This window comes from Anaeromyxobacter dehalogenans 2CP-C (genome assembly GCF_000013385.1).
GTDB lineage: Bacteria > Myxococcota > Myxococcia > Myxococcales > Anaeromyxobacteraceae > Anaeromyxobacter > Anaeromyxobacter dehalogenans_B.
The window spans coordinates 2,080,326-2,107,078 of sequence record NC_007760.1 but is presented as its reverse complement, the minus strand read 5'-3'; the positions used below and the strand labels follow the sequence as shown (position 1 = coordinate 2,107,078).

Here is a 26,753-nt window from a genome sequence, read left to right as displayed (position 1 = left end):
GGCTACTCCTCGCCGTTCTCCGGCGACGCGCTAAGCATCTTCTGCACCTTCTCGAAGCCCTTTCCCGTCACCTTGTAGTTCTTCCGCGCCTGTTGGGTCTTGCCGCTCTTCTTTGTTTGAATCATCAACTGCGGCTTCTGGTCTTTCAAGGTATCGATGACCTTGTTGATGCTCCCGATCCCGTGCCCTTGGTTCTTCAGTTCCGTGTTGATCTCCTGGGCGGTTAGCTCCGTCTTGCCGTTCTTCTTCGTCAGAAAGGCTGCAACGACAAGCACCTGATCGGCCTGAGTCTCAGCATGAGACGCGGCAAGAGCATCAGCGGCTGTCTCGAAACCCTCGAGTGCAGTCTTCGCGTCGCCTTCTGCTTCGGCGGCCGTCGCCGACTTCGATGTTGCCTTGCTCGGGTTTGCGAGTCCGAGGCTCTCTGCAGCCCAACGCAGAATGCGCTCCTGCACTGGCGACTCGAGACCCTCCAACGCCTTCAGTACCGCCTCAAGACCCTTCACGTCTTGGAGTTCCATGGACGCGCATGCTAGGGCGTGGCGCACTGCAAGTCAAATCACATGGCTCTGGGACGCGCGCTCCATGCTCAGGCGTAAAGTGAAGGAGGTGCGCTCTCCCGGCAATGGACCGCGGAGCGCGGCGCGGCGTCGTGCGGAGCCAGCCCGTTGCCAGGTCCGGGCGTTCGCCTAAGCTCAGGTCACCGGCATCTTCACGACGCCGCGCCAGTCGAGGAACTTGGCCCCGAAGACGTGGCGCACCTTCCACTGCTTCACGTCCTTGCGGAACTCCGCCTCCTCCTCGACCACCGGCCCGTTCATGTTCTCCTCGAGCAGCCCGAGTTCGGCGGTGTCGATCTGGTTGTACTCGGCGGCGAGGTAGACGGCCGTGTTGGCGAGGCGCGGCTCGACCACGAGTTCGAGCGACGCGATCCACTCGGGCGTGGTCTTCTCCGTGTTCACGCGCCGGGTGGCGTTGGCCAGCAGGACCTCGGCGGCCGTCTCGCGCTCGCTGGGGACGACGAGGTAGCGGGGCACGAGCGAGAGGTACCCGCCCCCGAGAGCCTGCTGCTTGCGCAGCAGCGCGCGGCCGGCCCCGAGCTGCGCGGAGTCGAACGCAGCAGAGGTGGCGAGGTTCGCGTGGTTCGCGTGGAACAGGGCCGTGCCGTCCTGCATCGTCGGGCCAGCGGCGCTGTTGAGCGCGAACAGCGCGTACACCGTGTCGGCCTCGGCGCGTCGCGCCGCCTGCCCGAGCGCCGGCTGCACGCGCAGGAAGGCGCCCAGGTTGTCGTTGACCAGGGCTTCCCAGGAGATCGCGACCATGCGGCCGTACTTCATCACCGAGTACGACGCCATCTCGTCGGTGAAGTAGCCGTCGGTGTACTCACCGTGCTCGCCCACCTGGGCGAGCGAGGGCGCCGACCCCAGGATCGGCCGCTGCTGCGTGCGGAAGTCGGGGACGGGCACGGCGCGAACCCAGGCCCGGTGCGACGCGGGCTCGCTCTCGTAGCCGCTCCGCACGGACGCGTGGAGCGCACCCGCAAGGATCGCGGGGAAGTCTGCGGTGACCATCGCTCGCTTGATCAGCTCGGGGCCTCGGCTCTCGCCGAAGCGAGACCCGGTGCGCCCCTGTCGAGAGAGCGAGAGCCGAGCGAGGTCGTAGACGCTGCCCGACAGGTCGCGCGCGCCTGCGTGCGGCCTCGCCACCGGGATGCCGGACCGGATGAGCAGCGAATCGACGGCCGCACGGCGGAAGTCCTCGCCGTAGTCGGTTCCAGGGCTGATGGCGTCGAAACGGCCGTAGTCCATGCGCGTGTGCTGGTTGGTCGGCGCCTGCTGGTCCCGAACGACGAGCGCATCCAGGATGCGGGCGCGGGCCTGCTCCAGCGGGACGCCGTCGCGCACGAGCTGTGCGCCGAAGTCGGCGCCGAGCCGCGCGCGGGTCACGAGCGCATGGATCTCGCTCGCGCGCTCGCGCTCCGCGAGGACCTCGGGAGGCGTGGTGTTGTCGGTGGGCGGGGTGGTGGTGGCGCTCTGCTCGTCCATGCTTGCACTCCTGTTGATGCCGACGCTCGGATCGGCGGGAACGGAAACGATCGAGACTTCGTAGGGACACCAGCGCGTCGCGGTGATCCGCTTCGCCTTCTCGTCGCGCGTCTCTTGACTGATCGTGTATCCGACGCTGATGCCGGTCACGATTCCGTCGGCGATGTCCGCGGCCAGCTCCTTGGCGCGCTCGCTCTGCCCGAGGACCAGCTCGCCGCGAAGGCGCTTCCCGTCGAGCTTGAGGTCGCGAACGACACCGACGTTCACCTTGGAGCGGTCGTGCGACTCGAGAACGGGCAGCGGGGCGCGCGAGAGGTCGACCGCGCCGCGCGCGTGGCTGAGGACCTCGTCGAACAGCTGACCGCCGCTCTGCCAGTCCACGCGTTGGACCGGGGTCTCGCTGGAGACGGATACGGGGAACCGGCGCGACGAGGCGGCTTCCTTGCGCTCGCGTTCGCCCAGGTCGACGGACATGGTGCGGGTCTGCATACGAACCAGAAGCGCACCGTGGGTGATGTCACCACAAGTCGGTACTGTGTCACTTCTGCCGGTTCGGCGGTGTTGGGGTAGAATGCGCGCCCAAGGGGAGATGCGATGTCGCGCGCGCTCTGGACGTTTCTGCTACTTGCTTCCTGTCAGACAGCTCTCGCCTCCGACTGGAAGTACTTGGGTATGGTCAGCCCAGAGTCCGGAGACCTTGTTCTCTTCTACGACGTCGACTCTGTGCAGCGGTCGGGGCCCAGTGTTCGCTTTTGGGTGAAATCCATCTCAGCAGCGGCGCTCAAGAAAGCTGGCACCCCCTCCAGCAAGAAGGCGACTGACGCGCTCGTCAAAACGGTAAGCGACAAGATTGGGAGCGGGTATGTGCCTCCTTTGCTTGGCTCGCCGTCGTTTCGGCAACAGCTTGGCGACGGCTTCCCAGAAGCGATGGTGGCGATAGTGGTCATGGAGCACAACGCCAGCCGAGTGCCTCGGCTGGTGGCTCGCTTCCTGTTTGAGATCGAGTGCGGGCAGAAGATGTCGCGAGTTCTTGAGGGAACCCTTTTCGACAGCAAGGGGAACCCGGCGGGCACTAGTTCTGGGGAGTGGACTCATATCGCTCCGGATACGAACTTCGCGTGGTTCTCGGAAGTGATCTGCCCGGGATAGGCGCCGCGCTAGCGCAGGATTCTCAGGAGTTGTCGGCGCGCGAGTCGCGTGCGCGGACCGACCTCGAGCGCTTGGGCTACGAGCCCGGCCGCACCGTCGTCGTAACTTGGCGTCCGGCCTTTGAGACTCGCAGCGATCTCCGTCTCGAGGCGCTTGGCCTTGGCCCAGCGCGAGCCCGAGAGGCGCGAGGCCGCCTCGCGCAGTAGATCGTCGCGGATGCGGACGCGCTCGGACCGGTGCGCGTTCTCTGTGACGAACTCCACTAGCCAGCGTCCCAAGTCCTTCGGCAGGACGCCTGTCGCCGCGGCGACGCGCAGGCGCGCGATCTGTTCTGCGGAGACGGGCACGCCTAGTTCACCACTCGGGCAAACGGCCCCGCTTCGTGTGCGGCTCGGATGCCCATCTCGCGCGCCGCCGCGATCATCTGCTCGTTGGTTGTCGCGGGGTCGGTCAACAGGACCAGGGCCGCCTCGCAGAACTCCCGCGGCCTGAGCGCGGCGACGACGGAGCGAAGGTGCTCCTTCGTCACCACACACCCCTGAGCCTCCAGCGCCTTGAGCGTGTCCGTTGCTCCGCGCAGCGCGTGCGACCCGAGCGCGATGATCAGCAGTTGAACATCGGGGGTCAGCTCGACCTCGACCGTTCCGTCGCTAGGCTTCGCCATGGGTAGCCTCCCTCTTCCAGCGCAGACGCTCCCTCACTGCTTCCCGGCCTGCGCGACGCGCCAGCTCGCGCCTCTCCGCGCTCGCGGGGCCGCCGTCTTCGATGAGGCCGCGCATGGCCAAGAGCGCCGGGGCGCCGAGCACGTCGAAGCTCGGCCCCAGCGCCAGCGCGTCGGTGAGGTTGGCCTCGGTGGTCTCTTGCCCGAGCCGGCGCAACTCCTCTGCTGCGCCCACGACGACGTCCGAGACGAGGGAGAGCAGCAACTCACGCTCGAAAGCCTGTTCCTCCGCGATGGCCTCCGCGAGGCGCTGACCAACGGCCGCTCTCGTCTCGCGCGACACCGCGGGTTGGTACGCGCGCGGCGGTAGCTGCTTCCGGCTGCTCTCCCACTCCTCCCGCAGACGGTCCGCGTCTAGCCAGGTGCGGCCCGCGGCGTCGCGCACGACGGACTCCACAAGCCGGCCCCGGTCGAGCGCCTTCATCAAGGTGACGTGCGCGACCCCAAGCATGCGCGCCGCCGCTCGGATCGAAAGTCGTTCGCGTTCACTCATCGTGGTTGCTCCTGTTCGGTGGCATCAAGCTGTGGCCTCGGTCGATGGGGGAAGAAGGCGCCTCTGCGACCCCGCAATCCCGCTGGTCGCAAGAGGACCCGCGGCCGTGGGGGGGCTGCAGGGTGGTGTGGTCCGGGTGGTCCGGGGTAGTCGCCCGAGCCCGGACCGCGGAGGCGCGCGTCCCTGGCTATTTGGTCCGGGTGGTCCGGGTGAGAGAGAGAGAAGAGGAGACCAGGGACGCCAAGACTTGGTCCGGTCTTCCCCTGGTGCCCCCGCGTTCTCGTAACCCCGGGAACACCCGGGCCACCCGGACCACCCGGCCCGAACACGTAGGGACGGGGCTCCTGTGCGGTCCGGGTTCTGCTCCCAACCCGGACCGCACAGGCCGGCGCAGCTCTCGGGCGCCCGCGCCTGCTGGTCACAGGAGGTCCTCCATAACCCGCCTGGAGTCGGCTGCGGACGTGTCCCTTCCCGCGTCTTCGCCCCAAACCGCGGAGGAGAGTCCCAGCACGGAACAGAACCGCTCGCGCGCCTCGGCGAGCGTTCCGAGTTGGTATCCCCGGACTCGCGCGCCACCGACTGATCGCGGTCGCTCGGTTGCGAAGAAGCGCGCGAGAAACCTGCCGATCACCGCAGGGTCTTGGAGGCGCCTATGCTTTCCGCTTCGTGCCCAGTCTTCGTGGCTTTGGTAGAGCGTCGTCGTTGCGGCGAACGTCGGCCACTCGACCGCGCTCGGTGAAAGCTCGCCGAGCGTCAGCACGTGGAACAACCACGCTTCCGCGCCCTCGAGAGACTGCATCATTTGCTCGTGTCGGGCCTCGGTCCTGGGGATGTCGCGCACCTCGTAGCTACCGAGCGGTTCGGAGAGGAGGTCGTGCAACATCGCAGCGATGACATCGTCGTTCCTCACCGCCGCTTGCAGGGCCCGGAAGTACGGTCGGTTGCCGACGCGAGAACTGGCCACGTCGAGGACCGCGAAGCGGCGGTCGTCCAGCGCAACCGGAACCGCCCAGTTCTCGTTCGTGGTCATGAGGATGTGCAGGTAGTTCGGCACCTCGACCGCATCGATCCCCTTCTGCTCGAGAAAGATCGTCGGGTCGGTTGCGAGCGCCTTGAGGGCCGACGTGCCGCTGCGATCTCCGGGGAAGACGGCCTCGTTCGCCACGAGCAGGAGGAGGTCGCGAAGGTGCGCGTTGAACTGGCCCGTGACCGCGCGCTGGCTTGCCACGGCCATCCCGTGCTGACCACACATCCTCTGCAGCGCGTAGCCAACAACGCTCTTCCCGGCGCCCTGGACGCCTCGCAGAACCAGGACGACCTCTCCTGGCTCATCCGGCCGCTGCACGAGGCGGCGCAGCCAGCCCATCACGTAAGCATCCAGTTCGTCGTTCTTGGAGCAGATGACGTCGTGGATGTGCTCGCGCAGAAGCGACCAGTCACCGGGCTTGGGCGCTACTGCCCAGCCACCCCACAGGTTCAGCACGTCGGACGGGAGAGAGCGACCCGGCACGAAGACCACGCCACCGAGGTACTGCCTGCGGCCGGGCCACTCGAGCCAGCTCTTCGCCATCGGGATCTGCCGGCCCTTTTCGTTGAGGACCGTTCGCCCGAGATAGCGCGCCTTGAACTCTGCGAACGAGAAGCGCTTGAGCATCCTTCTGCGGCGTGCGTGATCGTACGACTCGCACGCGACGAAGTGCCGTCCCGACTCCTCGATCACGAAGAACTGACTGTTGAGATCGTCCAGGCTGACGAAGGCTTCGTCGCGCGCGAGCGCTGGCCCGAAGTCCTGCTCGGCTGTGGGCTCGGGTCGCCAGCCGTGCTTCTTGGCGAAGTGGAAAAGCGATCCGAGCGTGACGCCGTTTCGCTTGAACGACCGCCAACGGTCCGCCGGCTCGCCGTTCTTGTACTTTCCGCCACCAGCACTCCACTCGTTCCAGAGCGCCAGCCCCTCCGCGCTGCCTTCAAATCCGAAGTGCAACGCCATCCCAACCCTGAGCCACTCATCGTGGCCGACGTCCGGGTCGATCGCGTCCAGTGCACTCCGGATCTTGTCGACCTCCTGCGCGGACAGCGGCACGTGCTCATCGCTCCGGGTGGCTGCGACGGTTGCCTTGGGTGCTAGCGCCCTGAGGAGCGCGTCCAGCTCCTTCTGCTTGTCCAGCAGTTCCGCGGGCGCGCCGTCGTAGGTGTCGCCAGTGATCGCGGCGTACCGCTTCTCGCTGTAGACCTCGATGTGCTCGTCACCGGCAGCTGCTGGTGGAACTAGCTTGGAAAAAGCGTGCGGGACGCTCCCGAGCGCGAGCACGTGTAGCCCACGTCCGGACAGGCTCCGCTCGACGTAGGTCCCTCGGAACGGCTCGAGCAGCGGCGCCGCCCAGGGCAGGAGGGCTCCGCTCGTGTCCAGGCAGTGGTCGAAGTCGATGAAGACGACGCCGAGCTTGCGTTGGAAGACGAACCCGACGCCGGCCTGCGGGTCGTCGTACGTGCGCTTGAGGAACGCCAGCGCGTCGCGGAACGGCCGCCACGTCTTGGGGTCGTTGGTCTTCGCCAGTCGAGCGCAGCCGGGCAGGATCAGCGGCTTCTTGGCCTTGTGGCCGACCCAAGCGTCCGTCGCGATGAGTTGTGCAGGTAGCGCAGCGCGCAGCGCTTCCGGAGAGGGCTTGGTTGTCATCGCCGAGCCTCCTCCCGGCCAGGCATCTCCACGGCGTAGTCGCGCATCGCTTTGAGTTCGCGCACGCGACGCTGGATGAGGCGGTCCGCTGCGTGAGCCGGGTTGGGCGCGATGGCAGCCAGTTCGCGCGCTTGTCGACCCAACACGCGGATGAGGACCGCCCGCTCACCGGGCTTGAGGATCGCGACGAGGCGCTCGAAAGCCTTCCACTCACGCGCGGTCATTGGACCCGCCTCCATCAGGCACGGCCCCGCCAAGCTTCTTGAGCGCGAGGCGACGCGCCGTCACCAGAAGGCGCGCGCGCCGCTCCAGCACTCGCCGCATGACGGCGTCCCCGGACGTGCCGCGGATGAGCGCGTCGGTTTCCCAGAACGCGCGGTCACAGTACGTGAAGAGAACCTGCAGCTCTCTCGGCTTGAGGACCTCGACCAGTTGCGCGAGCGCCGCCGCTTGCTTGCGGGTCAAGGCGCCTTCCTCCGAGCGAGGATGTCGCCCACCGTCATGCGGCGGAGCGCGGCAGGGTCAACAGTGCCGCGCCTCGCGCGCGGAGCTTGTGCCGCCCGCGGCGCGGCGCCCTTGGCGTCGAAACCCTCGGCTGCCAGTCGCTCGACCTCGGCGAGAGGGATCCGAACCGCGTTGCCCCACGGCACGGTGCGCAGCCGGCCAGTGCGGATGAGGAGTGAGAGCGTGCGGCCTCTGTCGATGCCGAGCTTCTTCGCCGCCGCACGCTTCGAAAGCGCGAGGGGGAGGGGATCATACTTGGGCGTGAGGGCAGTAGACCGCTTCGCGGACGTAGGCATGGCGAACCCTTCCTTTGGGGTTCGCCACGCCGGCTCGGGTTCCGCGTGGAGATCGGTCTCGTGCCGTCGCAGTCGGGTGACCAGCGACTTTGCCTATCCGCGCCCTGGGGAGTTCGTGGAGAACCGGCCTTCCCGCTGCCACCGACTCTCAAGGCCCCAGGCGCGGGGCACAAGCTATGTTGACTGCGAGGCTACGAGACCACAGGCGGCACGCCAGCGTCAAGGTAGAGGCGGCCGGGTGAAGCCGGGTCACACCAGCGTCGGCACCTTCCGCACGCTGGCGTGTGTCGCATAGAACCGCTTCGTCGTTCGGGCCGACTTGTGGCCCAGGAACGCGGCGACGGCGGCCGGGTCGGCTCCAGACTCGATCGCCCAGGTCGCCACCGAGTGGCGCAGCCGGCCGGGCGTGAACACCGGGATCCCGACCTTGCCGTCCGGGCGCTTCACCGACTTGCAGGCGGCGCGAACGGCGCGGTCGTACCATTCACGCGAGACCGCGCCGTGCTCGAGCAGGCGCTTCGCCGCGTCGACGACCGCGGCCGAGACGCGGGTCCGAATCGGCTCGCCGGATTTGTGCATCGGGCAGATGAGCACGCCCGCGACACCGTCCTGCACCACCGCCTGCGGGAGAGGCTCGATGGAGCCGCTCGCGGCGAACCGGACGACCTCGGTCGTGTGCCAGCCGGTGCCGGCTTGGATCGTGAGCACGTCGGACCACGGCGCGTCGCGCGGTTCCTTCTCCTCCTCGTTGTCGGACACCACGCGGAGGACCGTGCCGGACTTCGTCTGCCGGCGGGCCTGCTTGCGCTGCTCGTGCTTGGTGCGACGCTCCTGCTCCTCGGCGCGGAGGTACTCGATCACGAGGTCGATGTGGTCGCGCGGTATGGTCTTGAGGCGGCGCCACTGCTCGGGCGTGGCGGCAGGGGCGGAGAGGTCGAGCGTGCAGTCATCCGCGGAGGTCAGCAGGTGGCGCCGCTTGCGGAGCCAGGAGTAGAGCGCCTTGAGGACAGCGATCCGCTGCCGGCGCGAGGTGGCACCCTCGAGCGGCGGCAGGATGTGGTCGCGCAACGAGGCGCGACGGAGGTCGACGCCTCGGAGCCTTTCCATCCACCAGGTCAGGATGGCCTTCTGCTTCCCCACCCACTGAGCAGTGTTCGCTCGTTCGCCGGCGGACCAAACCACGAACTCCTCGACCAGCTCGTTGTCGAGGAAGAGCGGCGCGGCGCGCGGCGTGCCCCCAGGCTGGAAGCCGGCCGGGTCCGACTCGAACCGCTCGAGCTGCTTGATGGCGGCGCGATGCGAGGTGGCGACGCCGAAGCTATAGCGGCGCCCAGCAACCATGCGCTGGATGTGGAAGGTCGTGGTGCCGTCCGCGCCGCGCCAGATCCGGCCGCCTTCCCAAGTCCCGATCCAAGAGCCTCGGTGCGATGCCCGACCTGCCTGCTGTTCCGGCGCCATGGCGTCCCCCTGTTACGTAACGGCTGCGTAACGAAGGGAACACAGCCCGAACGCTCGCCACAAGTATCTGTGGCGAGAACCGCGTCCTTACGGGCTGTTGTGAAGTGGTGAGGGGGAGAATCGAACTCCCGACCTAGGGATTATGAGACCCTCGCTCTAGCCGACTGAGCTACCTCACCGGTCCTGCGGAACGCGGGTTCATATCCCTCTCGCCGGGAACGCGTCAAGCGCGGCGCGCGCCCGGCCGCCCGGCCGCTGGGTGGGCGGCGACCGGGGACGGCGCGGCGCGGCGAGCAGCGGTCTCGCAACGCGGGTTCCGGCGGCCCCGCGTGGCGACCTGACCTGCCGCGCTCCCTCGGGTTAGATCTGCGCGAGGCAGCCAGCGCTCACAGCGAGGGGAATCCATGGGCTCGAAGCCGGCGAAGGACCAGACGCGGCGGGTGGAGAAGCGGGGCGACACGCCGAAGGCGCCGGACCGCGCCGAGCGGCCGCTGTACGGGCGCGACGAGATCGCGCGGGTGCTCGAGGCCCGGGACCGCTGGACGCAGGACGAGCTGGCGGAGGCGCTGGCGCGGCTGCCGCGGCGCAAGGCGGCCTTCCAGACCGACTCGGGCATCCCCATCCCCGACGTGATCGACCCGGCCCACCTGCCGGAGCACGACTTCCTGCGCGACGTGGGCTACCCGGGCGCCTACCCGTTCACCCGGGGTCCGCAGCCGACCATGTACCGGGGCCGGCTCTGGACCATGCGCCAGTTCGCGGGCTTCGGCACGCCCGCCGACACGAACCAGCGCTTCAAGTACCTGCTCGCCCACGGCGTGAACGGGCTCTCCACCGCCTTCGACATGCCGGCGCTCATGGGCTACGACGCCGACCACCCGATGAGCCGCGGCGAGGTGGGCAAGGAGGGCGTCGCCATCTCCACGCTGGAGGACTTCGAGATCCTGTTCGACGGGATCCCGCTCGGCGACGTGACCACCTCCATGACCATCAACGCGACCGCGGTCATCGCGCTCGCGATGTACGTCGCGGTGGCGGAGAAGCAGGGCGTGCCGCGCGCGAAGCTGGGCGGCACGCTCCAGGCGGACATGCTGAAGGAGTACATCGCGCAGAAGGAGTGGATGATCCCGCCCACCCCGGCGGTCGGCATCGTCTGCGACATGATCGAGTTCTGCGCGAAGGAGATGCCGCGCTGGAACCCGGTGTCGATCAGCGGCTACCACATCCGCGAGGCGGGGGCGACGGCGCTGCAGGAGCTGGCGTTCACGCTCGCCGACGGCATCGAGTACGTGCAGGAGTGCGTGGACCGCGGCATGGACGTGGACGCGTTCGCGCCGCGCCTCTCGTTCTTCTGGGACGTGCACAACGACCTGTTCGAGGAGGTCGCGAAGTTCCGCGCCGCGCGCCGGATCTGGGCGCGCACCATGAAGGAGCGCTTCGGCGCGAAGAAGCGCGAGTCGCTGCTGCTCCGCACCCACGCGCAGACCGCGGGCGTCTCGCTCACCGCGCAGCAGCCCTACAACAACGTGGTCCGCGTGGCGCTCCAGGCGTTCGCGGCGGTGCTGGGCGGCACCCAGTCGCTGCACACCAACTCGCTCGACGAGACCTACGCGCTCCCCACCGAGGAGGCGGTCACGGTCGCGCTCCGCACGCAACAGATCATCGCGCACGAGTCCGGCGCCGACCGCGTGGTGGACCCGCTCGCCGGCAGCTACTACGTCGAGTACCTCACCGACGAGATGGAGCGGCGCGCGATCGAGTACCTGCGCCGCATCGACGACATGGGCGGCATGCTCCGCGCGGTCGAGGAGGGCTACCCGCAGCGCGAGATCGCCGAGAGCGCCTACCGCTGGCAGCGCGAGGTCGAGAGCAACGAGCGGCTGGTGGTGGGCGTGAACGCGTTCCAGGCGCGCGAGGAGCAGCAGATCCCGCTGCTCCGCATCGACGAGACGGTCGCGCGCGAGCAGGTGGAGCGCCTGAAGGCGGTGAAGGCGCGGCGCAACGGCGCCCAGGTGGCCGCGGCGCTCGCCGGCGTGGAGCGGGCGGCGCGCGAGGGGACGAACGTCGTCCCGCCGGTCGTCGAGGCGGTGAAGGCCTACGCGACGCTGGGCGAGATCGCCGACACCTTCCGGAAGGTGCACGGGACCTACCGCGAGGACGGCCGGTTCTAGCGGGGCGCGTTCCGGTACACTGGCCGGGTGGACGGCTCCCCGGCGCCGCACTGGTCCGACGGCTACTACGGCGCGCTCTACCTCGAGCCGATCGCCGACCTGCTCACCCCGCGCCTGACGGCGCTGGAGGCCGAGGTCATCGCCGGCCTGCTCCGGCTCGGCCCGCGCGACCGCGTGCTCGACCTCGCCTGCGGGCACGGGCGCCACGCGCGGGCGCTGGCGGGGCGGGTGCGCGCGGTGGTCGGGCTCGAGCGCAGCGCCGCGTACCTGGCGCGCGCCCGGGCCTCGACGCCGACCCCGGCGCCCGGCGGGGAGCCCGGCCCGGCCTGGCTCCGCGCCGACCTCCGCGCGCTGCCGCTGCGGCCGGGCGCCTTCGACGCCGCGTTCTCCTGGTACGCCTCGCTGTTCATGTTCGACGACGCCGGGAACGCCGCCTGCCTGGCGGCGCTGGCGGCCGCGATCCGGCCGGGCGGGCGGCTCCTCGTCCACCACGCGAACCCGCTCCGGCTCGCGCGCCAGCCGCGCGACGCGTCGCGTCGCACCCTGCCGGACGGCTCCGTGGTGGAGGAGACCTCCGAGTTCGACCCGGCCACCGGGGTGGACCGGTGCGAGCGCCGGCTGGTCCGCCCCTCGGGCGCGGTGTTGGCGGGCACGGCGGAGTTGCGGTACTACAGGCCTTCCGAGTGGAGGACCCTGGCCGCTGGCGCCGGCCTCCGCGTCCTGGAGCTGACGAGCACGACCGGCGCGGGGGAGCACCCGGGCCGTGAGCTGGATCCCGAAGCGCCGGATCTCATCGCCCTCTTGGAGAAGCCGATCACATGAGCCCCGCCACCGAGCGCCCCCTCCGCATCCTCGTCGCCAAGCCGGGCCTGGACGGCCACGATCGCGGCGCGAAGATCATCGCCCGCGCCCTGCGCGACGGCGGCTTCGAGGTCATCTACACCGGCCTGCACCAGACGCCGGAGATGATCGTGGCCGCCGCGGTCCAGGAGGACGTGGACGCGATCGGGCTGTCCATCATGTCCGGCGCCCACATGACGCTCTTCCCCGCGGTGATCGAGCTGCTGAAGGAGAAGGGCGCCGGGGACATCGTGGTGTTCGGCGGCGGGATCATCCCGCAGGACGACGTGCCGCGCCTGAAGGAGAAGGGGACCGCCGAGGTGTTCCTGCCCGGCTCCTCCACCCAGGCGATCATCGAGTGGATCCGCGCGAACATCCGTCCGCGCGCCGCGGCCGCCTAGTCGCGTCGCCACCGCGCCGCCGGGCGCCCGCCCGCTCGCCCGCCGGCGCGCGGGGTCGCACGCGTTCGGCAGGGACCCCAGCGGTGCCCCCGGAGCGCCCTCGGCCGGCCTAGTGTCTCCCGCGGGAGGCGCTCATGGCTGCGAGGGTGGAGGAGCGGATCGTCGCGGGCGGCGACGGCGGCGCGCTCGTCGTCCACCACCTGGTGCTGCGCGGCTCGAACCGCGCCATCGGGCGCCACCTCGGGGAGATCGCCCGGACCCGCTACGGCGTGGAGGCGACCGCCGCGCGCGATCCGCTGCGCGTCCGCGTGCAGGCGGAGTGGCTCCGGCGGAACGCGCCGGTGCTCCACGAGCGCGTGCGCGGGGCCGCGGACGCGTTCGGGGTGGACGCGGCGGACGACGCCTACGACGTCTCGCGCCTGGGCTCGCCGCCGCCCGTCGCCGGCTGCTCCGCCGCGTTCGTGCCGCCGCGCGACGCCGCCGGCGGCCACCCGCTCGTCTCGCGCGCGTTCGACCACGCCATGCCGTGCGGGAACCGGCCGCGGGGCTGCGGGCCGGGCGCCGACCGGCCCTACCTGCTCGAGCTGCACCCGAGCGACGGGCACGCCACGCTCGCGATGGTGGCGTTCGACCTGCTCGGCGGCGCGCTCGACGGGATCAACGCGGAGGGGCTGGCGGTGGTGGCCGCCTCCGACGTGGAGGCGGCCGAGGCGCGTCCGCTCGAGCCGGAGGCGGAGCCGGTCGGCCTCGACGAGCTGCAGCTCGGGCGCCACGTGCTCGAGACCTGCGCGAACGCGATCCAGGCGCGCGAGGCGCTGCTCGCGGCCAAGCACCACTACGCCGCGTACCCGGTGCACTGGCTGGTGGCGGACCGCCACGGCGACGCGTTCGCGTTCGAGGTGGGCCTGGGCCGCAACCGCGCGCACCTGCTGGAGGCGGCCGGCCTCCCGCTCGTGCTCACCAACCACGCGCTGCACCGCCACCCGGAGGACGAGCCGCTGCCGGCCGGGCCCGGGCCCTCGGGCACCTACGCGCGCTGGCGGGCGCTGCGCGGCGCGCTGGCGGAGGCCACCGCCCCGTGGACGCCCCCGGCGCTCGCGGCGGCGGCGGCGCGGGCGTTCGTGGAGCCGCCCGGCGGCCCCGGCGAGCTGCCCGCGGATCGGACGCTGTGGCACGGGATCTACGACCTGCGGGAGCGCGCGCTCGAGGTGACGTTCCTCGAGCGCGAGGAGCCGGATCCGCTGCGCCCCGGGGGGCTCCGCACGGTGCGCACCCCGCCGCTCCGCCTCGAGCTCCGCGACTGACGGCGACCGCGCTACCCGCCGGTCCCGATCATGGGCAGCAGCCCGTCGCCGCCGCGCTCCATCTCGTGGCGCTCGCCCTTGCCGAGCAGCGCCGCGCGGATGGCCGCCGCGATCTCCGCGTCGGTCGCGCCGCCCCGCAGCAGCTCCTTCAGCCCGAGCCGCTCGCGGCCGCCCAGGCAGGCGCGCAGCGAGCCGTCGGCGCCGACCCGGACGCGGTTGCAGCCGTCGCAGAAGTTCTCGGTCATGGCGCCGATGAAGCCGACCAGGCCGGTGACGGTCCGGCCCTCGTGCTCGGCGGTGCCGCGCATGTGGTAGGCGGGGCCCCAGCCGCGCGTGGCGTCGGGCTCGAGCCGGACGCCCTGCGCCTCGAGCAGCCGCTTCACCTCGGCGGTGGGCACCGGCCTCCCGGGGCCGAACGGCATCAGCTCGATGAAGCGGGCGGTGGCGCCGAACCCCCAGGCGAAGCGGGCCAGCGCGCCCAGCTCGTCGTCGTTCTGGCCGCGCACCACCACCACGTTCAGCTTCACCGAGGCGAAGCCGGCCCGGTAGGCGGCCTCGATCCCGGCCACGATCCGCTCCAGCGTCGCGGCGCGGCCGGCGATGCGGTGCAGCTTCTCCGCGTCGAGCGTGTCGAGCGAGACGTTGAGCCGCGTGACGCCCGCCTCGCGGAGCGGGCCGGCGAGCGACTGGAGCAGGTGGCCGTTCGTGGTGAGCGCCACCTCCTCGATGCCGGGGGCGCGCGCCACCTCGCGGATCACGTCCAGCACGTCGCGGCGGAGCGTGGGCTCGCCGCCGGTCAGGCGCACGCGCCGGATGCCGAGGCCGCCGAAGATGCGGACCAGCCGCGCGACCTCGTCGCGGGCGAGCGGGTCCTCGTGCGTCTCCGGCGCGGCCGGCGAGCAGTAGCTGCACCGGAAGTTGCAGCGATCGGTGAGGGAGAGCCGGAGGTAGACGATCCGGCGACCCTGGCCGTCCACGAGCGGCGCGACGGCCGGGGAGGGGGGTTCCTGGAGCACGGCGCCTCATACCACCACCGCGGGGGGAGGAGAAAGCCACCGGGCGGCCTGCGCGGGGGCGCGCAGCGCGGATTCAGATGGGCCGCTCGTCCGACGGCCGCGACAGCTCCAGCAGCTCGTCCTCGGAGAGCGACAGGAACGCGTCGGCGGCCCGCGGGTCGAACTGCGTCCCGGCGCAGCGCAGGATCTCCTTGCGGGCGTTCTCGGTGGAGGTGCGCTTGCGGTAGGGCCGGTCGCTGGTCATCGCGTCGAAGCAGTCGGCGATGGCGAAGATGCGGGCCGAGAGCGGGATGGCCTCGCCGGAGAGGCCGCGCGGGTAGCCGCCGCCGTCGAAGCGCTCCTGGTGGCAGAGCACCATCTCGGCGGGCACCTGCAGGAAGTCCACGCTCTTCAGGATGTTGAACCCGATCTGCGGGTGCTTCCGCATCTCGGTCCACTCCTCCGGCGTCAGCTTGCCCGGCTTCAGCAGGATCGCGTCGGGCACGCCGATCTTGCCGATGTCGTGCAGCAGCGCGCCGCGGCCGACGTCCGGGAGCGCGGACTCTGGTAGGCCCACCCGCCGGGCGATCGCGAGCGTGTAGCGGACCACGCGCTGCGAGTGGTCGCTGGTCTCGTGCTCGCGCGCGTCGAGCGCGGCCACCAGCGTCCACAGCGTCTGCGAGTAGGTGCTCTCGAGGTCGTGCAGCGTGCGGGAGAGCTCGGCGGTCTTCTCCTTGACCCGGTTCTCGAGGCTGCGCCGGTACCGCCCGCGCGCCAGCTCCAGCCGCCGCCGGCCGAGCGCCCGCTCGATCGCCCGGATGAGCTCGGTGACCTTCGGCGGCTTCAGCAGGTAGTCGGCCGCGCCGTTGCGCAGGCACTCGACCGCCGCCTCGGTGTCGCCGTACGCGGTCAGCATGATGACCGCGGTGTCGGGCGAGGCCTCGCGCATCTGCTCGAGCAGCCAGAACCCGTCGCGCGCCGGCATGCGCACGTCGCTGATGACGAGCGGGTAGTCGGTCTTGCGCGCCTCGTCCAGCGCCGCCTCGGCGCTCGCGACCGTGGTGCAGACGTATCCTTCCTCGCGGAGGAGCACCGTGATGACGTCCCGCACCGCGGCGTCATCGTCCACGATCAGGATCCGGGTGGCTTCGGGGGCGATCTCCGTCATTCGGAACCGGGGCGGACTGGGCGAACCCAAGAGGGGAGAAGCGCGCGGAGTATAGCATGCAGGTACGCTCCCCAATGTGTAGGGTAGCTGGGGGCGGGCGACCAAAGGAGCGGCGCGTCTTGACCCGGCTCGAACCCATCGCTACATCGGCGGCGCAATGAGCGTACCCCGCAGCAGCCTGCCGGTCCTCGGCACCGAGGCGCCCACCTCGCGGCGCGACATCGCGACCGCGATGCGCGAGCGCGGCATCCCGATGGACGCCAAGAAGCCGAGCTGGCTCCGGGTGAACGTGCCGGGGGGCGAGCGCTACCAGAAGGTCCGGGAGACGCTGAAGGGGCTCCAGCTCCACACCGTCTGCGCCGAGGCGCACTGCCCGAACGTGGCGGAGTGCTGGGGCGGCGGCACCGCGACCGTCATGCTGATGGGCGACGTGTGCACGCGCGGCTGCCGCTTCTGCAACGTGAAGACGGCCGCGCACCCGCCGGCGCTCGATCCCGACGAGCCGCGCCACCTGGCCGCGGCCATCGCCGAGCTGGGGCTCGACTACATCGTCGTGACCAGCGTGGACCGCGACGACCTGCCGGACGGCGGCGCCGCGCACTTCGCCGACGCGATCCGGCGGCTGAAGGAGATCCCCGGGCTGCTCGTCGAGGTGCTGACGCCGGACTTCCGGGGCGACCCCGCGGCCGTGCGCACGGTCGGCCGCGCCGCGCCGGACGTCTTCGCGAACAACCTCGAGACCGTGCGCCGCCTCACGCCGGCGGTCCGCGACGCGAAGGCCACCTACGACCAGACGCTCGGCGTGCTCGCGCAGATGAAGCGCGAGTTCCCGCAGGTGGTCACGAAGTCGTCGATCATGGTCGGCCTGGGCGAGCAGGAGGCCGAGGTGGTCGAGGCGATGCGGGACCTCCGCGCGAACGGCGTCGAGATCCTCACGCTCGGCCAGTACCTGCGCCCGAGCGCCTGGCACCTTCCGGTGGTGGAGTACGTGTCGCCCGAGCGCTTCGCGGCGTACCGGGACCAGGGGCTCGCCCTCGGGTTCCGGTACGTGGCGAGCGGCCCGCTGGTCCGATCGTCGTACCGCGCGGCGGAGCTGTTCCTGCGCGGCGAGATCGAGTCGAGGACGAAGCCCCGCTGACGACAGGAGCGAGCATGCGCCGAGAGCACGTGGTGGGTCCGCCGACGAGGCATCACCCGCGCGAGGCACGGGACTACGAGCCCGGCCGGTTCCTGAAGGAGTTCCCGCTCCACACGGTCATCCGCGAGGACGGCACCGCCGATCCGGACGAGGTGGTCCTGCCGGACGCGGAGGCCCTGCGGCTGTACCGGTGGATGGTGCTGAACCGGGCGCTCGACGAGCGGATGATCACGCTCCAGCGCCAGGGCCGGATCGGCTTCTACATCGGGTCGATCGGCGAGGAGGCCACCGTGCTCGGCACGGCCGCGGCCATGGACGAGCGCGACTGGATCTACCCGTGCTACCGCGAGCACGGGGCCGCGCTGCTGCGCGGCATGCCGCTCGTCACCTTCGTCTGCGACCTGTTCGGCAACGGCGGCGACGCCATGAAGGGCCGGCAGATGCCCTGCCACGAGGCGTGGCGGCCGGGCCGCTTCACCTCGATCAGCTCGCCCATCGCCACCCAGGTCTCGCAGGCCATGGGCGGCGCCTGGGCGGCGAAGCTGAAGGGCGAGGAGATGGTCGCCATCACCTACTTCGGCGAGGGCGCCACCAGCGCGCACGACTTCCACACCGGCCTGAACTTCGCGGCGGTGCGGAAGATCCCGGTGGTGTTCGTGTGCCGCAACAACGGCTGGGCCATCAGCGTGCCGCGCGAGCGGCAGACCGCCTCCGAGACCATCGCGCAGAAGGCCATCGCCTACGGCATGCGCGGCGAGCGCGTGGACGGGAACGACCTGCTCGCGGTGTACGCCGCCACCCGGCGGGCGCGGGCGCGCGCCGCCGCCGGCGAGGGCCCGACGCTGCTCGAGTGCGTGACCTACCGCATCGAGGGCCACTCGACCTCCGACGACCCGCGCGCGTACCGGCCGGCCGAGCTGGTCGAGCCCTGGAAGCGCAAGGACCCGATCCTGCGCATGCGCCGCTACCTCTCGAAGCGCGGCGCGCTCGACGAGGCGCAGGACGCCGCGCTCCGCGACGAGGTGCGCGAGCAGATCCAGCAGGCGCTGAAGGAGGCCGAGGCGTTCCCGGCCAAGCCGCCCATCGAGACGCTGTTCGCCGACGTGTACGAGGAGCCGCTCTGGCAGCAGCGCGAGCAGCTCGCCGAGATCGAGGCGGCGGTGGCCGCGGACCCGCGCGCGGCGAACCCGCGCCACTCCGACGCGTGATACAGGGGGCCGCATGCCCACCATGAACATCATCCAGGCGGTCAACGACGCGCTCCGGATCGAGATGCGCAAGGATCCGGACGTGGTGGTGCTGGGCGAGGACGTCGGCAAGTTCGGCGGCGTGTTCCGCGCCACGCAGGGGCTCTACGACGAGTTCGGCGCCGACCGCGTCATCGACACCCCGCTCGCCGAGGGCGGCATCATCGGCACCGCGGTGGGCATGGCGCTCTACGGCCTGAAGCCGGTGCCGGAGATCCAGTTCGCCGACTTCATCTTCCCGGCGTTCGACCAGATCGTGAACGAGGTGGCGAAGTACCGCTACCGCTCCGGCGGCCAGTACGCCTGCCCCATGGTCATCCGCACGCCGTACGGCGGCGGCATCAAGGGCGGCCACTACCACTCGCAGTCGCCGGAGGCGATGTTCATCCACACCGCCGGCCTGAAGGTGGTCGTCCCGTCCAACCCCTACGACGCCAAGGGGCTCCTCATCAGCGCCATCCGCGACCCGGACCCGGTGCTGTTCTTCGAGCCGAAGCGCGTCTACCGCGCCGCCAAGGGCGACGTCCCCGAGGGCGAGTACGCCGAGCCGCTCGGCAAGGCGAAGATCACGCGCCCCGGCAACCAGGTGACGGTGATGGCCTGGGGCTCGATGTGGCACGAGGTGGATCAGGCCGCGCGCGAGGCGGCGGCCGAGGGGTACGACTGCGAGGTCATCGACCTGCGCTCGCTCCAGCCGCTCGATCTCGAGACCATCGTGGCCTCGGTGTCGAAGACCGGCCGCGCCATCGTGGTGCACGAGGCGCCGCGCACCTGCGGGTTCGGCGCGGAGATCGCCGCGCTGATCCAGGAGCGCTGCTTCCTGCACCTGGAGGCGCCGGTGGCGCGCGTCACCGGCTTCGACACGCCGTTCCCGTACACGCTCGAGAACGAGTACCTGCCGCGCGCGCCGCGCATCCTGAAGGCCATCCGCGAGGTGGTCGCGTACTGAGGGGGAGTCGTCCATGGCCTACAAGCTCGAGCTCCCCGACATCGGCGAGGGGGTCGTCGAGGCGGAGGTCCAGCAGTGGTTCGTCGCCCCCGGCGACGCGATCACCGAGGACCAGCCGCTCGTCGAGGTGATGACCGACAAGGCGACGGTGGTGATCCCGTCGCCGAAGCGCGGCACGGTGGTGAAGCTGTTCTGGAAGGTGGGCGACGTCGCCAAGGTGCACTCGCCGCTCGTCGAGATCGAACTCGACGACGCGCCGCCGCGCCCGGCGCCCGAGGCCCCGGTGCGCGCCGCCACCGCGGCGGCGACGGCCCAGGCGGCCGCGGCGGCGAGCGTCGCCGTGGGCCGGCCGGCCCAGGCCGAGCCGCCCGCGGCGGCGGCGGCCCCCGCGGCGGCGGCCGGGCCCGCGGGCGCGAAGGCGCTCGCCACCCCCGCCGTGCGCGCCATGGCGAGGGAGCTCGGCATCGACGTGAACACGGTGCCGGGCACCGGCCCCGGCGGCCGCGTCACCAAGGACGACCTGTCGCGCGCGCGCGGCAAGGTGAACGGGCACGGCGGCGAGACGCAGGTGCCCGCGGCGCCCGCGCCCGCCGCGGCGCGCGCGCCGGTCCCCGCGCCGGCGCCGTCCGCTGCCCCGGAGGCGGACGAGCGGATCCCCCTCCGCGGCATGCGGCGGAAGATCGCCGAGAACATGGCGCGGTCGAAGCGGACCGCCGCCCACTTCACGTTCGTGGAGCAGGCGGACGTCACCGAGCTGGTCCGGGTGAAGGAGCGGATCGCCGCCGCCGCGAAGGAGGAGGGCGTCAAGGTCACGTTCCTGCCGTTCGTGGTGAAGGCGGTGGTGGCCGCGCTGCGCAAGTTCCCGAAGCTGAACGCGTCGCTCGACGACGAGCGCGGCGAGATCGTGCTGAAGCGCCGGTACGACGTCGGCGTCGCCTCGGCCACCGACGCGGGGCTGGTGGTCCCGGTGCTCCGCGCCGCCGACCGCCGCTCGCTCCTCGACCTCGCCCGCGAGATCGAGCGGCTCTCCCAGGACACCAAGGCCGGCCGCATCCGCCCCGAGGACCTGGGCAACTCCACGTTCACCATCACCAGCCTGGGCGCGCTGGGCGGGCTGTTCGCCACCCCGGTGCTGAACCACCCCGAGGTCGGCATCCTGGGCATCCACCGCATCCGGCCCACGCCGGTGGTGCGCGACGGGCAGATCGTCGCGCGCGACGTGATGCACGTCTCGCTGACGAGCGATCACCGCGTGGTGGACGGGCACGAGGCGGCCGCGTTCACCTACCAGGTGATCAAGTACCTCGAGGATCCGAACCTCCTGTTCATGCAGATGGTGTGATCGACTCGCACTGCCACCTCGACGCGCGCGCGTTCGACGCGGACCGGGCCGAGGCGCTGGCCCGGGCGCGCGCCGCCGGGGTGACCGACGTGGTGGTGCCGGCGGTGGGGCCGGACGGCTGGGCACCGCTCGCCGCGTGGTCCGCGGCGACCCCGGGCGTCCACCACGGCCTCGGCATCCACCCGCAGCTCCTGCCCGAGCTCGACCCCCGCGGCGACGACCGCCGGCTCGCCGACCTCGAGGCCGCGCTCGCCCGGGGCGGCGCGGTGGCCGTGGGGGAGTGCGGGCTCGACGGCCCCAGCGTCGAGGCGGGCGCGCCCATGGACCGCCAGGTGGCGGTGCTGCGCGGCCACCTGGCGCTGGCGCGCCGCTTCCGGCTGCCCGTGGTCCTCCACTGCCTGCGCGCGCACGAGCCGCTCCTGGCGCTGCTCGCCGAGGGGCCGCTCCCGGCCGGCGGCGTGCTGCACAGCTTCTCCGGCAGCGCCGACCAGGTCCGGGCCTACCTGCCCTCGGGCCTGCACTTCTCGTTCGCCGGACCGCTCACCTACGAGCGCGCCCGGAAGCCGCTCGAGGCCGCGCGGGCGGTGCCGCGGGACCGGCTGCTCGTCGAGACCGACGCGCCCGACCAGACCCCCCGCCCGCACCGCGGCCGCAACGAGCCCGCCTACCTCCCCGGCATCCTCGCCGCGCTGGCGGGCGCGCTCGGCGTGGGCGCGGCCGAGGCGGACGCGCTCACCACCGCGAACGCCCGGGCGCTGTTCCGGCTGGCTTGAGCGGGGCGCGCCGCCGCGCTACACCGGGCGCGGCATGGCCGGCGAACGCCCCGTCTCCCCCCGCCTCGATCGCACCGCCCGGCTGCTCGGGCTCGAGGCCATGGACCGGCTCGCGCGCGCGCACGTGGTGGTGCTGGGCATCGGCGGCGTCGGCACGGTCGCGGCCGAGGCGCTCTGCCGCGCCGGGGTCGGCCGGCTCACGCTGGTGGACGGCGAGCGGATCGAGGAGACGAACGCGAACCGCCAGCTCCACGCGCTCGACGGCGCGTTCGGCGAGCCGAAGGCCGCGGCGCTGGCCGAGCGGCTCCGGCGCGTCGCCCCGGGGGCGCGGGTGGACGCGGTGGTCGAGCGCTACGACGAGCGGACCGCGGCGCGGCTCGTGCCGGAGGGCGTGTCCTTCGTGGTGGACGCGATGGACACGGTGGTGGCGAAGCTGCACGTCATCGCGCGCTGCCTGGAGCACCGCGTCCCGATCGTCACCTCGCTCGGCGCGGCGCGGCGGCTCGACCCGACCGCGATCCAGGTGACGGACCTCTGCGACACGCACGCCGACCCGCTCGCCAAGGACGTGCGCAAGTACCTGCGCCGCCGCTTCGGGATCTCGGCCACCGCGCCCACCGGCGTCACCGCGGTCTGGTCGGTGGAGGCGCCGCGGCCCACGCTGGCGCTGCCCGGGGACGAGGCCGGCATCCCGGGGACGCGCCCGCGGCTGCCCGGGGAGCGGCGCCGCGAGCCGAAGTGCTACGGGAGCGCGATGTTCGTCACGGGGGCGTTCGGGCTCGCCGCCGCGGCGGCGGTGGTGCACGCGCTCACCGGCGTGGCCCCGGCGTCGCCACGCACGCTCTCCGAGGCGGAGGCGAAGCGCCGGCGCAAGCCGCGCAGCCGCTGACGCGGTGCGGGGCGGGGCGGGGCGGGGCGGGACCGCGGCGCCGGGCCGGGCCGCGCGGCGGCGCGCACCGGGCGGCCGCTGCCCGGACGGCCGGGCGCAGTGCCCTGTCCGGGCGGGCATTTTGCGTTTACCCGGCCTCATCCCGCCGTTAAAGTCCGCGCGTGCGCGGGGATGCCCGCGCTTCGCTCTTCCAGCTCCTTCATCGAGGGAACGCCATGCCCACCCAGACCTACGACGCCATCGTGATCGGCGCCGGCACCGGCGGCTACCCGGCCGCCATCCGCCTCGCGCAGCTCGGCAAGAAGGTCGCGCTCGTCGAGAAGGACGCCACGCTGGGCGGCGTCTGCCTGAACTGGGGGTGCATCCCGTCGAAGGCGCTCATCGCCGCCGCCAACCTGGTGGACGAGATGCGCGGCGCGGCCGACCGCGGGATCATCGCCGAGCCGCCCCGCGTGGACGTCGCGAAGCTGCGCGAGTTCAAGGACGGCGTGGTGAAGAAGCTCACCGGCGGCGTGGCGCTGCTCGAGAAGGGCAACGGCGTCGAGGTGGTGCGCGGGACCGCGACCGTGGTCGGCCCGACGGCGGTCGAGGTCGCCGGCAAGGACGGGCAGAAGACCCGGCTCGAGGCCGGCGCGATCCTGGTCGCCACCGGCGCGCGGCCGATCGAGATCCCGGGGTTCGCGTTCGACGGGAAGGACGTCTGGAGCGCGCGCGAGGCGGTGGATCTCCCGGAGGTGCCGAAGCGCCTGGTCTGCATCGGCGGCGGCATCATCGGCATGGAGCTCGGGACGGTCTACGCGAAGCTCGGCGCGGAGGTGACCTTCCTCGAGGCGCTGCCGCAGGTGCTCACCGGCGTCGATCCGGACGCGGTGCGCCTGGTGCAGAAGGGGCTCCGGCAGCGCGGCGTCGCGGTCCACGTGAACGCGAAGGCGAAGGGCTACGAGCGCCGCGGCAAGGACCTCGTCGTCAAGGTGGAGATCGACGGCAAGGAGCAGGAGATCGCCTGCGACAAGATCCTGGTCGCGGTCGGCTTCAAGCCCAGCTCGGCCGGCTTCGGCCTCGAGCAGGTGGGCGTGAAGATCGGGCCGAAGGGCTTCATCGAGGTGGACCCGCAGTACCGCACCAGCGTGCCCACGATCTTCGCCGCCGGCGACGTGACCGGGCCGCCGCTGCTCGCGCACAAGGCGTCGAAGGAGGGCGAGATCGCGGCCGAGGTCATCGCCGGCCACAAGACGGTGCGCGACTGGGTGGGGATGCCCACCGCCATCTTCACCGACCCCGAGGTCGCCGCGGTGGGGCTCTCGGAGGAGGAGGCCCGCAAGCAGGGCTACGATCCGATCGTCGGCAAGTTCGCGTTCGGCGCGCTGGGCCGCGCCATCGCCATCCACCACACCGAGGGCTTCGTGAAGGTGGTGGGGGATCGCAAGACGAAGCTCCTGCTCGGCGCCAGCATCTGCGGGCCTGAGGCGGGCGACCTCATCGCCGAGGCCGCGCTCGCGCTGGAGATGGGCGCGTACCTGGAGGACGTGGCGCTCACCATCCACGCCCACCCGACGCTCCCGGAGGCGTTCAACGAGGCCTGCCGCGCCGCGCTCGGCGAGGCCATCCACATGCTGAACCGCCCGGAGCGCCCGAGGAAGGGCGAGGCCGGCGCGGGCGCGCGGGCCTGACGGGCGCGCTCCGCCGGGCACCCGGCGCCGCCGTCCAGCGGCGCGCGGACCGGCGGGGAGGGCATCGATGCCGCGCGTCCTGCGCACCTACCGCCTCGGCCGCGTCGAGTACGAGGACGGCCTCGGGCTCATGCGGCTCGCCGCCGACGCGGTCCGCGCCGGCACGCCGGCCGCGACCGACTTCCTGTTCCTGCTCGAGCACCCGCCGGTGCTGACGCTGGGCCGGAGCGCCGGGCGCGAGCACATCGTGGCCGCGCCGGCCTGGCTCGAGAAGCAGGGCTTCGAGATCCACGAGACCGATCGCGGCGGCGACGTCACGTACCACGGGCCCGGCCAGATCGTCGGCTACCCGGTGCTCGACCTGAACGGCCGCAAGGACGTGCGGCGCTACGTGGGGGCGCTGGAGGAGGCGATGATCCGCACCTGCGCCGACTTCGGCGTGGAGGCGGGCCGCCACCCCGAGCACCGCGGCTGCTGGGTGGGGCGCAAGAAGATCGGCGCCATCGGCGTGCACCTCTCGCGCTGGATCACCTCGCACGGCTTCGCGTTCAACGCCCGCACCGACCTCGCGCACTTCCAGGTCATCGTCCCGTGCGGCATCGCCGATCCCCGCCTCGGCGTGACCAGCCTCGAGACCGAGCTGGGGGCGCGCGGCCGGGCCACGCCGGAGCAGGCCGAGATCGAGAACCGGATCGCCGCGCACCTCGCCGACGTGCTGGAGCTGGCCCGCACCGACGCCGGGCCCGACCTGCGCACCATCTCGGTGGTCCCGGTGCGCGGCGACGGGCGGGTGCTCCTGCTCCGCCGCAGCGCGGAGCGCGGCGGCTTCTGGCAGCAGGTGACCGGCCGCATCGAGCCGGGCGAGTCGCCGGAGCAGGCGGCGCGGCGGGAGCTTCGGGAGGAGACCGGCGCGGACCTGCCGGTGGCCTCCCTCGGCTACCGGCACGCGTTCGGCCTCGACCCCAGCATCAACCGCGTCCGGCCGGGCGCGCTGGTGGTGGTGGAGGAGGTGGCGTTCGCGGCCCGGGTGCCGGACGGCTTCGAGCCGCGCCTCTCCGGCGAGCACACCGAGCACGCCTGGGTCACCGGCGAGGAGGCGGCCGCGCAGCTGCGCTTCCCGGGGCTCCGGCGGGCGGTGCGGCTCGCGCTCAGCGGCCGGCGCTGAGCCCCTCGAGCGCCTGCGCGGTCGCGGCGAAGCCGCCGGGCGCGTCCCGGACCCACTCCGCGATCCGGTACACCGCGCCACCCGCGCGCCGCTCGCCCGGCCCGAGCCGGATCTCGCCCGCGTGCAGGCACACCTCGACCCGGCAGCGCGCCCCCGCCGCGCGGGCCAGGGACTCGCTCAGCCCGGCCCCGAGCTCGGCGGCGTCGGCGCGCGCCGCGCGCGCCGCCTCGGGCGACGCCGGCAGCACGCGCGTGGCGAGCAGCGTCCCGCCGGCGCGCACGTCGATCTCCCAGCCTGCCGTCGCCAGCCGCCCGGCGGCCGCGTCCTCCAGCTCGAGCAGCGCCAGGACGTCGCCGGGCTCGAGCCCGCGCGCGGGCGCGAGCGACACGTGCAGGACGGCCGCGCGGGCCGCGTGCTCCTCGGCCTGGCCGGCCAGGCCCGCCGCCGACCGGAGCGCCTCCAGGAACGCGGGCGCCGAGCCGAAGCGCTCGTCCGGGCGCTTCGCCAGCGCGCGCTCCACCACCGCGTCCACCGCGGTCGGCACGGGCGCGAGCCGGCCGGGCCGGGGGGGCGGCGCGCTGAGGTGGAGCCGCTCCAGCTCGAACTGGTCCTCCGACCAGAACGGCAGCTCGCCGGTGAGGAGCTGGTAGAGCAGCACGCCCAGCGCGTAGACGTCGGCCCGCGCGTCCACCGCCTCGCCGCGGATCAGCTCCGGCGCCATGGCGTGCGCCGACCCGAGCCGCTCACCGGTGACGGTGATGCTCGGGTCGTCCGGGCCGGCGGCGTGCGCCACGCCGAAGTCGAGCAGCTTCACGCGAGGCGGGTCGCCGGTCTCCACGAACACGTTCGACGCCTTCACGTCGCGGTGCACCACGCCCGCCTGGTGCGCGGCGTCGAGCGCGGCGCACACCGGCGCGAGCAGCTCGACCGCCTCGGGCAGCGAGAGGCGCCCGCGCGCGAACACCAGCTCGAGCAGGCTCCGCCCCTCCAGCAGCTCCATGGCCACGAACGGCCGGCCGTCGGCGAGCGCCCCCAGCTCCAGGATCTCGACGACGTTCGGGTGGCTGAGGCGGGAGAGGATGCGCGCCTCGCGCACGAACCGGCTCGCCATCTCCGGGGACGCCGCGTAGACGTGCGACAGGACCTTCACCGCCGCGCGGCGTCCGGTGGCGCGGTGCGCGGCGAGGTAGACGACCCCGTGCCCGCCGGCCGCGAGCGAGCGGATCAGCTGCCAGTCGCCGGCGAAGGCGCCCGCCGTGAGCGTCTCCGGCGCCGGGGCGCGGCCTCCAACAGGGGGCGTGGCACCGGGCAGGGGAAGGGTGGCCTTTTCTTCGGGCATCCTCGATCCCCGGTTTAGCATG

General features: G+C 72.2%; 25 protein-coding genes and 1 tRNA gene. 13 read left to right on the top strand and 13 right to left on the bottom strand.

Features of this window, described 5'->3' with window-relative positions:
* Window positions 1–2: 2 nt before the first annotated feature.
* Both ADEH_RS09590 and ADEH_RS09585 read right to left on the bottom strand, forming a co-directional pair.
* A complete protein-coding gene (locus ADEH_RS09590) occupies window positions 3–521 on the bottom strand; it encodes a hypothetical protein (RefSeq protein WP_081436910.1) in 519 nt (172 codons plus the stop codon).
* A gap of 174 nt (window positions 522–695) precedes the next feature.
* Window positions 696–2,519, bottom strand: coding sequence for an HK97 family phage prohead protease (locus tag ADEH_RS09585; protein ID WP_198133816.1), 1,824 nt, complete (start codon window positions 2,517–2,519; stop codon window positions 696–698).
* 120 nt (window positions 2,520–2,639) lie between these two features.
* Between ADEH_RS09585 and ADEH_RS09580 the strand changes: the two genes are divergently transcribed.
* Window positions 2,640–3,194, top strand: coding sequence for a hypothetical protein (locus ADEH_RS09580; protein ID WP_011420898.1), 555 nt, complete (start codon window positions 2,640–2,642; stop codon window positions 3,192–3,194).
* 8 nt (window positions 3,195–3,202) lie between these two features.
* On the opposite strand, the gene ADEH_RS09575 is transcribed toward ADEH_RS09580, so the two are convergent.
* The 8 genes from ADEH_RS09575 to ADEH_RS09535 all read right to left on the bottom strand — a co-directional run bounded on the left by ADEH_RS09575 (window position 3,203) and on the right by ADEH_RS09535 (window position 9,519).
* Window positions 3,203–3,541 carry a hypothetical protein gene (locus ADEH_RS09575; protein ID WP_011420897.1) on the bottom strand — a complete coding sequence of 113 codons (339 nt, stop codon included), beginning with the start codon at window positions 3,539–3,541 and terminating at the stop codon, window positions 3,203–3,205.
* Between the two features lie 2 nt (window positions 3,542–3,543).
* A complete protein-coding gene (locus ADEH_RS09570) occupies window positions 3,544–3,858 on the bottom strand; it encodes a hypothetical protein (protein WP_011420896.1) in 315 nt (104 codons plus the stop codon).
* Window positions 3,845–4,408: a hypothetical protein gene (locus ADEH_RS09565; RefSeq protein WP_011420895.1), complete on the bottom strand. Its 564-nt coding sequence runs from the start codon at window positions 4,406–4,408 to the stop codon at window positions 3,845–3,847. Before ADEH_RS09565 ends, ADEH_RS09570 begins: the two co-directional genes overlap by 14 nt.
* 418 nt (window positions 4,409–4,826) lie before the next feature.
* A complete protein-coding gene (locus ADEH_RS22570; RefSeq protein ID WP_011420894.1) occupies window positions 4,827–7,082 on the bottom strand; it encodes a PriCT-2 domain-containing protein in 2,256 nt (751 codons plus the stop codon).
* Window positions 7,079–7,306, bottom strand: coding sequence for a hypothetical protein (locus ADEH_RS09555; RefSeq protein WP_041453459.1), 228 nt, complete (start codon window positions 7,304–7,306; stop codon window positions 7,079–7,081). The genes ADEH_RS22570 and ADEH_RS09555 overlap by 4 nt, the downstream gene beginning before the upstream one ends.
* The gene (locus ADEH_RS09550) at window positions 7,293–7,547 is read right to left on the bottom strand and encodes a hypothetical protein (RefSeq protein WP_011420892.1); all 255 of its coding nucleotides are present in this window, start codon (window positions 7,545–7,547) and stop codon (window positions 7,293–7,295) included. Before ADEH_RS09550 ends, ADEH_RS09555 begins: the two co-directional genes overlap by 14 nt.
* A 584-nt stretch (window positions 7,548–8,131) precedes the next feature.
* A complete protein-coding gene (locus ADEH_RS09540) occupies window positions 8,132–9,340 on the bottom strand; it encodes a tyrosine-type recombinase/integrase (RefSeq protein WP_011420890.1) in 1,209 nt (402 codons plus the stop codon).
* 105 nt (window positions 9,341–9,445) lie between these two features.
* Window positions 9,446–9,519, bottom strand: a tRNA-Met gene (locus tag ADEH_RS09535).
* A gap of 225 nt (window positions 9,520–9,744) precedes the next feature.
* Between ADEH_RS09535 and ADEH_RS09530 the strand changes: the two genes are divergently transcribed.
* From ADEH_RS09530 to ADEH_RS09515, 4 genes are all read left to right on the top strand, one after another.
* Entirely contained in the window at window positions 9,745–11,511 is a 1,767-nt protein-coding gene (locus tag ADEH_RS09530) for a methylmalonyl-CoA mutase family protein (RefSeq protein ID WP_011420889.1), read from the top strand.
* 27 nt (window positions 11,512–11,538) lie between these two features.
* On the top strand, window positions 11,539–12,333 hold the full coding sequence (locus tag ADEH_RS09525) for a class I SAM-dependent methyltransferase (RefSeq protein WP_011420888.1): 795 nt from the start codon (window positions 11,539–11,541) through the stop codon (window positions 12,331–12,333).
* Window positions 12,330–12,752: a cobalamin B12-binding domain-containing protein gene (locus ADEH_RS09520; RefSeq protein ID WP_011420887.1), complete on the top strand. Its 423-nt coding sequence runs from the start codon at window positions 12,330–12,332 to the stop codon at window positions 12,750–12,752. The genes ADEH_RS09525 and ADEH_RS09520 overlap by 4 nt, the downstream gene beginning before the upstream one ends.
* A 134-nt stretch (window positions 12,753–12,886) precedes the next feature.
* On the top strand, window positions 12,887–14,056 hold the full coding sequence (locus ADEH_RS09515; protein ID WP_011420886.1) for a C45 family autoproteolytic acyltransferase/hydolase: 1,170 nt from the start codon (window positions 12,887–12,889) through the stop codon (window positions 14,054–14,056).
* A gap of 11 nt (window positions 14,057–14,067) precedes the next feature.
* Here ADEH_RS09515 and moaA read toward each other — a convergent pair whose 3' ends face one another.
* Both moaA and ADEH_RS09505 read right to left on the bottom strand, forming a co-directional pair.
* Complete coding sequence (moaA, locus tag ADEH_RS09510; protein ID WP_011420885.1) at window positions 14,068–15,072, bottom strand: GTP 3',8-cyclase MoaA; 1,005 nt, start codon at window positions 15,070–15,072, stop codon at window positions 14,068–14,070.
* 73 nt (window positions 15,073–15,145) lie between these two features.
* Window positions 15,146–16,219, bottom strand: coding sequence for an HD domain-containing phosphohydrolase (locus tag ADEH_RS09505; RefSeq protein ID WP_011420884.1), 1,074 nt, complete (start codon window positions 16,217–16,219; stop codon window positions 15,146–15,148).
* 157 nt (window positions 16,220–16,376) lie between these two features.
* Between ADEH_RS09505 and lipA the strand changes: the two genes are divergently transcribed.
* The 8 genes from lipA to lipB all read left to right on the top strand — a co-directional run bounded on the left by lipA (window position 16,377) and on the right by lipB (window position 25,392).
* Window positions 16,377–17,357: a lipoyl synthase gene (gene lipA / locus ADEH_RS09500; protein WP_011420883.1), complete on the top strand. Its 981-nt coding sequence runs from the start codon at window positions 16,377–16,379 to the stop codon at window positions 17,355–17,357.
* A 14-nt stretch (window positions 17,358–17,371) separates the two neighbouring features.
* Complete coding sequence (locus ADEH_RS09495) at window positions 17,372–18,565, top strand: thiamine pyrophosphate-dependent dehydrogenase E1 component subunit alpha (RefSeq protein WP_011420882.1); 1,194 nt, start codon at window positions 17,372–17,374, stop codon at window positions 18,563–18,565.
* Between the two features lie 13 nt (window positions 18,566–18,578).
* Window positions 18,579–19,553 (top strand): alpha-ketoacid dehydrogenase subunit beta, encoded by a 975-nt coding sequence (locus ADEH_RS09490; protein ID WP_011420881.1) that lies wholly within the window; start codon window positions 18,579–18,581, stop codon window positions 19,551–19,553.
* A 13-nt stretch (window positions 19,554–19,566) separates the two neighbouring features.
* On the top strand, window positions 19,567–20,895 hold the full coding sequence (locus tag ADEH_RS09485) for a dihydrolipoamide acetyltransferase family protein (RefSeq protein WP_011420880.1): 1,329 nt from the start codon (window positions 19,567–19,569) through the stop codon (window positions 20,893–20,895).
* The gene (locus ADEH_RS09480) at window positions 20,892–21,668 is read left to right on the top strand and encodes a TatD family hydrolase (protein ID WP_011420879.1); all 777 of its coding nucleotides are present in this window, start codon (window positions 20,892–20,894) and stop codon (window positions 21,666–21,668) included. Before ADEH_RS09485 ends, ADEH_RS09480 begins: the two co-directional genes overlap by 4 nt.
* Window positions 21,669–21,702: 34 nt before the next feature.
* On the top strand, window positions 21,703–22,557 hold the full coding sequence (locus ADEH_RS09475; protein ID WP_011420878.1) for a tRNA threonylcarbamoyladenosine dehydratase: 855 nt from the start codon (window positions 21,703–21,705) through the stop codon (window positions 22,555–22,557).
* A 215-nt stretch (window positions 22,558–22,772) separates the two neighbouring features.
* Window positions 22,773–24,227, top strand: coding sequence for a dihydrolipoyl dehydrogenase (lpdA, locus tag ADEH_RS09470; RefSeq protein WP_011420877.1), 1,455 nt, complete (start codon window positions 22,773–22,775; stop codon window positions 24,225–24,227).
* Window positions 24,228–24,294: 67 nt separating this feature from the next.
* Window positions 24,295–25,392 (top strand): lipoyl(octanoyl) transferase LipB, encoded by a 1,098-nt coding sequence (gene lipB / locus ADEH_RS09465; RefSeq protein ID WP_011420876.1) that lies wholly within the window; start codon window positions 24,295–24,297, stop codon window positions 25,390–25,392.
* Here lipB and ADEH_RS09460 read toward each other — a convergent pair.
* On the bottom strand, window positions 25,376–26,731 hold the full coding sequence (locus ADEH_RS09460; RefSeq protein ID WP_011420875.1) for a serine/threonine-protein kinase: 1,356 nt from the start codon (window positions 26,729–26,731) through the stop codon (window positions 25,376–25,378). The two genes, lipB and ADEH_RS09460, sit on opposite strands and share 17 nt — an antisense overlap.
* Between the last annotated feature and the right edge of the window lie 22 nt (window positions 26,732–26,753).